Source organism: Mesorhizobium sp. M0145, assembly GCF_040322355.1.
Lineage (GTDB): Bacteria > Pseudomonadota > Alphaproteobacteria > Rhizobiales > Rhizobiaceae > Mesorhizobium.
In genome coordinates this window covers 814461-824246 of the sequence record NZ_JAMYTK010000001.1, presented here as the reverse complement: position 1 = coordinate 824246, position 9786 = coordinate 814461, and the positions used below count along the sequence as shown (strand labels likewise).

At 63.4% G+C, this 9786-nt stretch carries 9 protein-coding genes; 4 read left to right on the top strand and 5 right to left on the bottom strand.

Translation table 11 applies throughout. The annotated features are described in order from the left end of the window. The first annotated feature begins 22 nt into the window (after positions 1-22). From NKJ28_RS04195 to NKJ28_RS04185, 3 genes are all read left to right on the top strand, one after another. A complete protein-coding gene (locus tag NKJ28_RS04195) occupies positions 23-1234 on the top strand; it encodes an efflux RND transporter periplasmic adaptor subunit (protein ID WP_023678454.1) in 1212 nt (403 codons plus the stop codon). Between the two features lie 2 nt (positions 1235-1236). After that, entirely contained in the window at positions 1237-4413 is a 3177-nt protein-coding gene (locus tag NKJ28_RS04190; RefSeq protein ID WP_023678455.1) for an efflux RND transporter permease subunit, read from the top strand. Between the two features lie 99 nt (positions 4414-4512). After that, positions 4513-4671, top strand: a complete 159-nt coding sequence (locus tag NKJ28_RS04185) for a DUF3309 family protein (protein ID WP_023678456.1) — start codon at positions 4513-4515, stop codon at positions 4669-4671. Positions 4672-4737: 66 nt separating this feature from the next. Here the strand turns inward: NKJ28_RS04185 and NKJ28_RS04180 are convergent, their stop codons facing one another. Further along, positions 4738-5697: an NAD-dependent epimerase/dehydratase family protein gene (locus NKJ28_RS04180; RefSeq protein WP_352634174.1), complete on the bottom strand. Its 960-nt coding sequence runs from the start codon at positions 5695-5697 to the stop codon at positions 4738-4740. A 93-nt stretch (positions 5698-5790) separates the two neighbouring features. On the opposite strand from NKJ28_RS04180, the gene NKJ28_RS04175 reads away from it, so the two are divergent. Continuing rightward, positions 5791-6702, top strand: coding sequence for a LysR family transcriptional regulator (locus tag NKJ28_RS04175; RefSeq protein WP_352572004.1), 912 nt, complete (start codon positions 5791-5793; stop codon positions 6700-6702). Here NKJ28_RS04175 and NKJ28_RS04170 read toward each other — a convergent pair. The 4 genes from NKJ28_RS04170 to NKJ28_RS04155 form a co-directional block, all read right to left on the bottom strand. After that, positions 6660-7841 (bottom strand): MFS transporter, encoded by a 1182-nt coding sequence (locus tag NKJ28_RS04170; RefSeq protein ID WP_352572003.1) that lies wholly within the window; start codon positions 7839-7841, stop codon positions 6660-6662. The two genes, NKJ28_RS04175 and NKJ28_RS04170, sit on opposite strands and share 43 nt — an antisense overlap. Before the next feature lie 146 nt (positions 7842-7987). Continuing rightward, a complete protein-coding gene (locus tag NKJ28_RS04165) occupies positions 7988-8449 on the bottom strand; it encodes a cupin domain-containing protein (RefSeq protein WP_352572002.1) in 462 nt (153 codons plus the stop codon). 11 nt (positions 8450-8460) lie between these two features. Continuing rightward, a complete protein-coding gene (locus NKJ28_RS04160; RefSeq protein WP_352572001.1) occupies positions 8461-8769 on the bottom strand; it encodes a DUF1244 domain-containing protein in 309 nt (102 codons plus the stop codon). Between the two features lie 26 nt (positions 8770-8795). Beyond that, positions 8796-9593, bottom strand: a complete 798-nt coding sequence (locus NKJ28_RS04155) for an N-formylglutamate amidohydrolase (protein ID WP_352572000.1) — start codon at positions 9591-9593, stop codon at positions 8796-8798. Between the last annotated feature and the right edge of the window lie 193 nt (positions 9594-9786).

Sequence of the window (9786 nt, the reverse complement as noted above, 5' to 3'; positions counted from 1 at the left end):
CCCGCGCACTGGAAAAATGACGATGCCGAAATTCAGGTTTCACAAGCTTGCAGCCATTGTTGTGCTCATCGGGTTCGCCGGCTGGATGGCGACAGGCGAGTTCTCGTCCGTCGGCAGCGCGTCCGCCGACAACAAGCCCAAGGCAGGAGAGGTCGAGCAGCCCAAGGCAGCCGACGCAGGCAAGCCCCAAGCTGGCGAACAGGGGGCTGCCAAACCGGGGACTGCCGAGGCGGAACAGCCCAAGGCGCCGTTGCGCACGGTCGCGGTCATAACCCCGCCGCGGCGCACCTATGCACGCGCTATCCGCATTTCCGGACTGACCGAAGCCGACAAGCGCGCCGTCCTGGCGACACGCGTCGCCGGCGTCATCGACAAGCTGCCGGTCAAGCAGGGCCAGCACGTCAAGACCGGCGACCTGATCCTGATGCTTGCCGCCGAGGAAAAAATCTCGGCGGTCGACAATGCCAAGCAGCTTGTCGTGCAACGTGAGGCAGAGCTGGCAGCTGCCCTGCGGCTGATGAAAACCGGCAATCTGCCCAAGTTGCAGCTCGATACAACCCGCTCCAACCTGACGCTGGCCAAGTCGCAACTGGACGCAGCGCAAGCCGAGCTCGACCGCAACGAGGTGAAGGCGCCCTTCGACGGCGTCATCGACCGGGTGCCGGTGGAGCTTGGCAGTTCCGTGATGCAGGGCGGCGAGGTGGCGACCATTCTCAAGCTCGATCCGGTGATCGCACGCGGCGAAGTCAGCGAACGCGATCTCGGCTATCTGAAGATCGGTGACGAAGCCAATGTGCGCCTGGTCAGTGGCCAGACCGTCAAGGGTACGGTGCGCTACATCAGCCGGGATGCATCTTCGGCAACCCGTACCTTTCGGGTTGAAGTCGCTATCCCCAATGCCGATGGGTCCGTACCGGCCGGCATGACGGCAGAAATCGCGCTCAGCGCCCAGCCGACCGACGCCGTGATGCTGCCGCGCTCGGTGGTGACGCTCGGCGACAAGGGCGACCTCGGCATCCGCGCCGTCGACAAGGATGACAAGGTCGTGTTCTTCCCGATCGATCTGGTCGACGACACGCCAACCGGCCTGGTGCTCGGCGGCATTGCGGCCGACGCCCGCATCATCGTCGCCGGCCAGGAGCTGGTGAAGGAAGGCGAGGTGGTCAAGCCGGTCGCAGCCGACCAGGCGACCATCCAAAAGCTGTTGGGCGAAGCGACGGCCGGGACGCAGTAATCATGGACATCGTCAAACTTGCTATCAGCAATGCCCGGCTGACCATTGCGGTCCTGGTCTTTCTCATCCTTGCCGGTGCGGTCGCCTACCAGTCGACGCCGAAGGAAGCGGAACCGGACGTTCCGATTCCGATGATGTATGTCAGCCTGATCTACCAGGGCATCTCGCCGGAAGACTCCGAGCGCCTCCTGCTGCGGCCGATGGAAGCCAAGCTGAAGAGCCTGAAAGGCCTCAAGGAGATGCGCTCGGCCGCCTTCCAGGGCGGCGGTTATGTGCTGGTCGAATTCCAGCCACAGACGGATCTCGCCACCGCGCTGCAGGACACACGCAGCAAGGTGCAGGACGGCAAGGCCGACCTGCCGCAAGCGGCTGAGGAGCCCGTGGTCTCCGAGGTCAATATCTCCGAGTTCCCCGTCCTGGTCGTGACGCTGTCGGGCGAGGTGCCCGAGCGCGTGCTGACGGCGGCGGCGCGCGAGCTGCGCGACCGCATCGAGGAAGTGCCTGGCGTGCTCGAGGGCTCGCTGCAGGGTGCGCGCGACGACCTCGTCGAAGTGGTCATCGATCCGATGAAGCTGTCTTCCTACGGGCTGCAGCTCGACCAGTTGATCGGTGCGGTCGGCGCTTCCAACAGTCTTGTCGCCGCCGGCAACATCGAAGGATCCGAGGGCAAATACGCGGTCAAGGTGCCCTCGCTTATCGAGACACCGGAGGATGTGGCGGCGCTTCCGGTCGTCGCCGGCCCCAATGCGGTGGTGCAGGCCAAGGACATTGCCACCATCCGCTCCACATTCAAGGACGCCGAGACGGTCACCCGCCTCGACGGCAAGCCGGCGATCGCCATCGAGGTGAAGAAGCGCATCGGCTCCAACCTGATCGATACGATTGGCAAGGTCAGGGAGGTGTCCGACGCCTTCATCAAGACGATGCCGGAGGGCATGCACGTCACCTACACGCAAGACAAGTCCGTCTTCGTGAACCAGTTGCTCGGCGACCTGCAGAACCACGTGATGATCGCCGTCATCCTGGTGTTCATCGTCATTCTCTACGCGCTGTCTGGCCGTGCCTCGCTGCTGATCGGATTGGCCATCCCCTCGTCCTTCCTGATCGGCATCCTGTTGCTGGCAATGATGGGCTACACGATCAACATGATCGTGCTGTTCAGCCTCATCCTGGCGGTCGGCATGCTGGTCGACGACGCCATCATCGTCACCGAATTCGCCGAGCGACGCATGAGCGAGGGCATGCCGAAGGAGCAAGCGTTCGCGCTTGCCGCCAAGCGCATGGCCGGCCCGGTCATCGCGGCGACGATGACGCGCATTGCCGCCTTCTCGCCGCTGTTGTTCTGGCCGGGCATTATCGGCGACTTCATGAAATACATGCCGATCACGCTGATCGTGACGCTCTCGGCCTCGATGCTCTATGCGCTGGTCTTCGCGCCGACGCTGGGCGCGATATTTGCCAAGGCGCCGGCCCATCACCCCGACGACAATCGCGACGGCTGGTACATGGCCGTGGTCAAGCAGGCGGTGCATTATCCCATCACCGTGCTTGTCCTCACTGTGGCGCTGTTGTTCGGCGTCGGCTACGCCTATTCGAAATTCGGCGCCGGCGTCGAATTCTTCCCGAATGTCGAGCCTGACTACGGCCTGCTCTATGTCCACGCCCGCGGCAATCTTTCGCTTGCCGAAATGGACGCGGCCACCAAGACCGCGGAAAATCGGCTGCTCGGTTGGCCGGGCGTGAAGTCTGTCTATACCCGTGTCGGCAAGACGCAGGGCGGCGGCCAGGATGTTCCGGAAGACGTGGTTGGCGTGATCCAGTACGAATTCGTCGACTGGCGCGAGCGTAAATCGGCGAACTCAATCCTGGACGAACTGCGCGGCGTGATGGCTGGCATTCCCGGTGTCGACGTCGAGGTTCGCGTGCCGGAAGCCGGCCCGCCTACAGGCAAGCCGATCCAGATCAGGCTTTCGGCCGTCGATCCGAAGGGCCTTGACGACAAGGCCCGCGCGGTCGCCGCGCGCATTGCCAAGGTGCCCGGCGTCATCGATATTTCCGACGGTCTGGCGCCGCCCGGCGTCGACTGGGCGCTCGAGGTCGATCGCGCCAAGGCGGCGCAGTACGGCATCAGCCCAACCGCGGTCGGGACGGTCGTGCAACTGGTGACCAACGGGCTGAAGCTCAGCGAATACCGGCCCGCCGGCGCCGACGATGCAGTCGACATCAGGCTGCGCCTGCCCGAGGATCGGCGCACGCTGTCAACGCTCGACGAACTGCGGGTGCAGACCGCGCAAGGCTCGGTGCCGATCTCGAACTTCGTCGTGCGCAAGCCGGAGCCGACGGTCGGTATCCTCAACCGCATCGACGGCGCGCGAACTGTGGTCGTCCAGGCCAACGTCGCTGCCGGCGCCCAGGTGGCAGCCGTCCAGCAGGAGGTCACCAAAGCTGTCGCCGACATGAACCTCGGCAGCGGCATTCGCTGGAAGCTTGCCGGCTCGAATGAGGACAGCGCGGAGGCCGGCGCCTTCCTCAGCAAAGCCTTCGGTGCGGCGATCTTCCTGATTTTCATCGTGCTTCTGGCGCAGTTCAACAAGTTCACCAGCGTCTGGCTGGTGCTGTCCTGCGTGGTCATGGCGACGATCGGCGTGTTCCTCGGGCTGCTGCTGACGGGAGAGGCATTCGGCATCGTCATGTCGGGCATCGGTGTCATCGCGCTGGCCGGGGTGGTGGTGAACAACAACATCGTGCTGATCGACACCTATGACCGGTTGCGCGAAGAGGGCTGGGACAAATACGAAGCCGTGCTGCAGACCTGCCGCGAGCGTGCCCGCCCGGTGGTGCTGACGGCGGTATCGGCGATCCTCGGTGTGCTGCCGATCGCCTTCGGCCTCGGCCTCGAAATCTTCCATCACGAGACGACGATCAACGCGCCGTCGACGCAATGGTGGATTTCGCTGTCTTCGGCGATCGTCTTCGGGCTGTCCTTCGCCACCGTGCTGACGCTGGTGGTGACGCCGTCGATGCTGATGGTGTTCACTCGCGCCAAGGTCAAACCCGGTGCGCGTCGTGGCTGGTTCAGTCGCCTGTTGGGGCGTCGAAAGGCCGAAATCCCGTCGAAAGGCCTGGACGCCGATCTGGGCGCCGAACCGGCGATCGCCTTCCCGAAGGCCGCCGAATAGAGTCCGGATCGCCGTCCTGATCAAGCAAAGGCCGCCCGGGAACAATGGGCGGCCTTCTGCATTGTTCCGTCATTGCAACCTCAAAGCGAGGATTTTCTGATGACGATCAGCACCATTCTCATCATTATCCTTATTCTTATTCTGATCGGCGCGGTTCCGGCGTGGCCGCATTCCCGGTCCTGGGGTTACGGACCATCCGGCATCGTCGGCGTCATTCTGATCGTTGTCCTGGTGCTGCTGTTGATGGGCCGGATCTGACCGCAATCATTGGTCGTGACAAGCGGCGGATGACCATCTGGCCATCCGCCTTTTTTTGGTTTGTTGTTAGGCAACTTTTTGCGTCGTCTTGAGCGTGGCGATGCCGATATCCTCGAGCGCTTCCGACACTGCATTTTCCAGCGGCGTGTGCGGGATCGTACCGATAACGCTTTCCAGCCTGCCTGAAACCAGCCGGTGCGGCTCGAAGCGGAGATAGGACATCGAAACGATCTCGCGCCACATCGCCACGAACGGGCCGCCGGCACGCAGCACCCACCACGGCATCGACGTCAGTTTCAGCGTGCGTCCGAGCGCCTTCTCCGCGGCCGCCTTGATGTCCAGATCGGTCACCGCATGGCCAGGAAAGTTCAGCGCCTCGTAGGAGCCGAGCTTGTCGAGATTGTCAGCCAGCCCGACGAAGGCCTTGGCCAGGTCGGGCAGATAGGCCCATTCATGCACGAGATCGACCGGCCCTGGGGCGGTATAGACACCCTTGGTTATCTTGGCGGCAACAACCAGATCGAACCACGATCCGCTGCCGCTGCCGCCGAAGAAATCACCAGCGCGCAGCAGGATCGTGCGCACCCGACCCGCATCGGCCTCGCGGCGAAACAGATCTTCCATGGCGACGCGGATGCGGCCCTTTTCCGTTGTCGGGCGAAACGGCGTGTCTTCGGCGATCACCGCCGGCATCGGCGAGCCGTAATTGTAGACGGTGCCCGGGAAGAGATGCAGCGCGCCGTTCGCCCGGCAGGCAGCCATCACATTCTCGGCCATCGGCAGGCATTTGCTCCAGTCGGTGTAGAGCGGGTTGAGGCCGTTGAAAATGATATCGACGCCTTCGGTCGCGCGGATCAGCGCAGCACGGTCGAGCGCGTCGCCGGCGATCGCCGTAGCGCCTTTGAGCTCGGCCGGCACCTTGCCGCTGCGGGTGACAGCGCGGACATCGTAGCCGGCATCGAGGAAGGCCATGGCGACCGTGCGGCCGAGGCGGCCATTGGCGCCGAGAATTGCGATCGTGGTCATTGTTCGTCTCCGTGTTGCGTTACGACCCCAATATTGTATCTTCGCAAACGAATGAAAATTGACTATGATTGGCGATATGATATTCAATTTTGAATGGATATTGACTGGAACCTGATCAAGAGTTTCGTCACCGTGGCGGAGACCGGCAGCCTGTCGGCCGCCGCGCGAAAACTTGCCGCGAGCCAGCCGACGCTCGGCCGCCACATCACCGAGCTGGAACAGGCGCTCGGTGTCACGCTCTTCCGGCGCGGGCGGCGTGGCTACGCGCTCACGGAAGCGGGCAGCACGCTCTTTGAACGGGGCCGCGCGGTGAGCGAGCAGGCGAGCGCCTTTTCGCTGCTGGCGCTGGGATCGGTCGAGGCGATCGAGGGTACGGTGCGCATTGCCGCCAGCGAAGTGGTGGCGGCCTATGTGCTGCCGGAAATCACAGCGAGGCTTGGGTTCGAGGAGCCGGGCATCGAGGTCGAGATCGTCGCCTCGAACCAGGTCGAGAATCTGCTGCGTCGCGACGCCGATATCGCCATTCGCATGGTCAAGCCGGCGCAGAATGAGCTGGTCGCGCGCAAGGTGACCGACATTCCGCTCCGCGCCTGCGCGGCAAAATCCTATCTGGACCGGCGTGGCCGTCCGCGCGAGGCCCGCGATCTTGCCGGCCATGATCTGGTCGGCTTCGACCGCAGCGATGAGATCATTCGCGGCTTTGCCCAGTTCGGCGTCCCGCTCGCCCGCAATGCCTTCCGCTTCAGGACCGATAATCAGATCGTGCTGTGGGAAGCGGTGCGGGCGGGAAACGGCATCGGCTTTGGCCAGGAGCCGCTCGCCGACCGTGATCCGCTGGTCGAGACAGTGCTGCCGGGTCTCCCGCTGCCGACGCTGCCGGTGTGGCTGGCCATGCACCGCGACGTGCGTACCAGCGTGCGCATCCGCCGCGTCGCGGATTTCCTCTACGAAGAGTTCAAGCGCTATTCAGCCGGTGCAGGCTCGGCAGCGAATTCGGCGCGGTGAGCGAGGCCGGCCATCAACAGCACGACGACCAGCAGCCCGGAGAGTGCGACGAAGATCGGGCCGAAGCTCGAGTGCTCGGCGACGAAGCCGATCGCCGACGGCGCCACCAGAATGCCTGAGTAACCCATTGTTGTGACGACGCTCATGCCTGTGCCGGACGCCATGCCCTCCTGGTTGCCGCCGGCCGAAAAAATGATCGGCACCATGTTGGCAATGCCGAGGCCGCAAAAGGCGAAGGCGGCAATGGCCAGCCAAGGCGAGGGAGCCAGCCCGGCCACCAGCATGCCGGCAGCAGCGGCAAGGGCCGAGGCGCGCAATGTCGTAACGGCACCGAAACGGTTGCGGACGCCATCGCCGAGAAAGCGCATGATGGCCATGACTCCGGAAAAGGCGGCATAGGCCAGGCCTGCGATGGCAAGATCGGCGCCGAGCTCCTGCCTGAGATACAGCGCCGCCCAGTCGAGTACCGCACCTTCGGAGATCATCGTCAGCAGCGCCATCAGCCCAACCAGATAGACCAGCGGGTTTGCTGGCAGCGCGAATTTGTGATGCTCGGCGACTGGGTGCTTGTCCTCGGCGATCAGGTAGCGGATCGCGACGGCGATGACGGCAAAGGCAAGAGCCGTCACCACTGTCGCATGGGCGAGGTGACCGTAGTTCTGGATGGCGAAACCGCCCAAAGCGCCGCCAGCGAAACCGCCAAGACTCCAGAAGCCGTGCGAGGACGACATGATGGCACGGGACAGCCGCCGTTCGACTGCCACTGCGTTGGCATTCATGGCGACGTCCATGCCGCCGATCGAACCGCCGAAGATGAACATGGCGACGGCCGCAAGGGGCACGTTGGGGGCCAGAGCCACAACCAAAAGGCCGAAGCTGCCGGCAAGTCCGAACCAGCGCAGCACCGTGCGCGAGCCATGCTTCGAGATCAGATGGCCGCACCAGGTCATGGCAGTGACGGCGCCGGCACCGAACAACAGAATCAGCAAGCCGAGCGTGAACTTCGAAATGTCGAGTCGCGTCAGGAACACCGGGATCTGCGGCGCCCAACTGCCGGTCAGGAAGCCGTTGGAGAGGAAGATGCCGGCCACTGCCCAGCGTCCACGAATCGCGATCTGCGTGATTTTCTGCGCGTCCATCGGGTAGAATCCGGTCCGGAAATGGCGTTGCGCGGCAAATTAGATCGATTCAATTCACAGTCAAGCGCTCTTCGCCGAAAGTGCTTGGACCAGACGCTACGTCCTCTCGCGTCGGCCAACCACCTCGGCGGTCCACTCCGAAATCCCTACGACTCGGGATAAGGCGCGCCATCTTTGTGCACAAACCGGCCGTCAGCGTTGGTGCTCATCATGTCGATGTCGGAGCAGGTGGCGACGTCGTCGGGCCAGCGCGAACCGACTTCGAGATAGATCGCCATCGCGCCCGATTTATTGATCATGTGATGGCCGTTGCCTGATCCTTTCGGAAAGGCCGCGCAATCACCGGCGCGCAGCACCGTCTCGCCGGCATCTTCGACGAGCGTCAGCTCGCCTTCAAGCACGTAGACGAATTCGTCTTCGTGCGAATGCCAGTGGCGCTGGCTCGACCAGTTGCCCGGCGGCAGGCGCATGAGATTGATGCCGAAGTCGGTGAGCCCGCCTGCGTTGCCTAGCCGCTGCCGCACGCGTTCGGCACAGGGTGCATCGAACGGCGGTGGATAGGATGAGCCCTTGCGTACGGGCACCTCGGCAACGTCGATCTTAGGCACGGCGTCCTCCCCTAGTGATCCCTAGGGCGTCTTGCCTCGAACTCGGCCTTCTTGGCGTCGGAGGCTTCGATCTGGTTCAGTGCCTGCCACTCGGCATAGGGCATGCCGTAGATGATCTCGCGCGACTGTTCCTTGCTGAGTTCGACACCTTCGGCTTGCGCCGCATCGCGGTACCAGTTGGACAGGCAGTTGCGGCAGAAGCCGGCGAGGTTCATCAGGTCGATGTTCTGTACGTCGGAACGCTCGTGCAGATGCGCGACCAGCCGGCGGAAGGCAGCGGCTTCGAAATCGCGCTTTTGTTCTTCGCTGAGTTCGGTCATGTCATGTTGGCCTCCCTTGGGCCTCATCATACCGGCCCGGTGCGCGAGCCGAATATTTTCACCGCATGTATATCGGCACGTCGATCTATCGCGTCAACGATCGGCGCCAGCCGTTCGGCCCAGGCGAGGGCACCCTTGCGGTCGGCGATCAGGTCCTGGCGGACCTCGAGCAGCGCATGGGCAAAGCCGTTGACGATGGCATGCCTGAACATGGTATCGCCGCGCAGTGCGCCGTCATAGGGTTCGTTGTCGCCGACGATGAGGCTCTTGTCCTCGGCGAGCATGTCGATCAGCGGCCGCGCAACGCGGTCGTCCAGGTCCCACAATATGCCGGCGTGCCACGGCCGCACGAATCCCTGCATGGTCGGTGTGAAGGAATGCACCGAAAAGATGAAGGGTGCCCGCGCGGATGCTCGCGCCACAGAGGCGATCATGGCGCCGACGGCATCATGATAGGGGCGGTAAAAGCGGTCCAGCCGCCTTTCGCGCTCCTCCGGGGCCATGGGATAATTTCCCGGGATGACGGTGCCGTCATAGAGCTGGCGAATCAGCGTTGGATCGTCTTCGCCGCGATTGGGGTCGATCAGCAGTCGCGAAAAATTGGCAAGCACCGCCGGAACGCCGAGCAGACTTGCGAGTTCGCGGGTTACAGTCTCGACGCCGATGTCGTAGGCGATGTGGCGGTCGAACTCCGCCGCCGGCAGGCCGAGACTGCCATACTCCTCCGGCAGGTCGCGGCGGGCGTGATCGGCCAGAAGCACCATGCCGCGCTTGCGATCGCCTTCGACGATATCGAAAGGCGCGAAAACTGTGGATCGGGTCATTGGCGGGAAAGGTCTGTTCGCTGGCTTTCGGGGAGGTGGTATCGTCATTCCACGAAGAGAACGCTTGCGCAATGCCGTTGTTTGGCCACGGTTTCTGCCAAAAAACTGAGCAGGGGCGACCGCAAGCGCGCCAGAGCCTTCTAAATCGATTGGAATTGGACAGATCGGCGCGTTGACATGCGTACGGACTTTT

Excerpts from the sequence above, each read along its gene's own strand:
- NKJ28_RS04190 (WP_023678455.1), top strand. The coding sequence starts at position 1,237 with ATGGACATCGTCAAACTTGCTATCAGCAATGCCCGGCTGACCATTGCG.
- NKJ28_RS04195 (WP_023678454.1), top strand. The coding sequence starts at position 23 with ATGCCGAAATTCAGGTTTCACAAGCTTGCAGCCATTGTTGTGCTCATC.
- NKJ28_RS04160 (WP_352572001.1), bottom strand. The coding sequence starts at position 8,769 with ATGACCGAACTCAGCGAAGAACAAAAGCGCGATTTCGAAGCCGCTGCC.
- NKJ28_RS04170 (WP_352572003.1), bottom strand. The coding sequence starts at position 7,841 with ATGGACGCGCAGAAAATCACGCAGATCGCGATTCGTGGACGCTGGGCA.
- NKJ28_RS04175 (WP_352572004.1), top strand. The coding sequence starts at position 5,791 with ATGGATATTGACTGGAACCTGATCAAGAGTTTCGTCACCGTGGCGGAG.
- NKJ28_RS04180 (WP_352634174.1), bottom strand. The coding sequence starts at position 5,697 with ATGACCACGATCGCAATTCTCGGCGCCAATGGCCGCCTCGGCCGCACG.
- NKJ28_RS04155 (WP_352572000.1), bottom strand. The coding sequence starts at position 9,593 with ATGACCCGATCCACAGTTTTCGCGCCTTTCGATATCGTCGAAGGCGAT.
- NKJ28_RS04185 (WP_023678456.1), top strand. The coding sequence starts at position 4,513 with ATGACGATCAGCACCATTCTCATCATTATCCTTATTCTTATTCTGATC.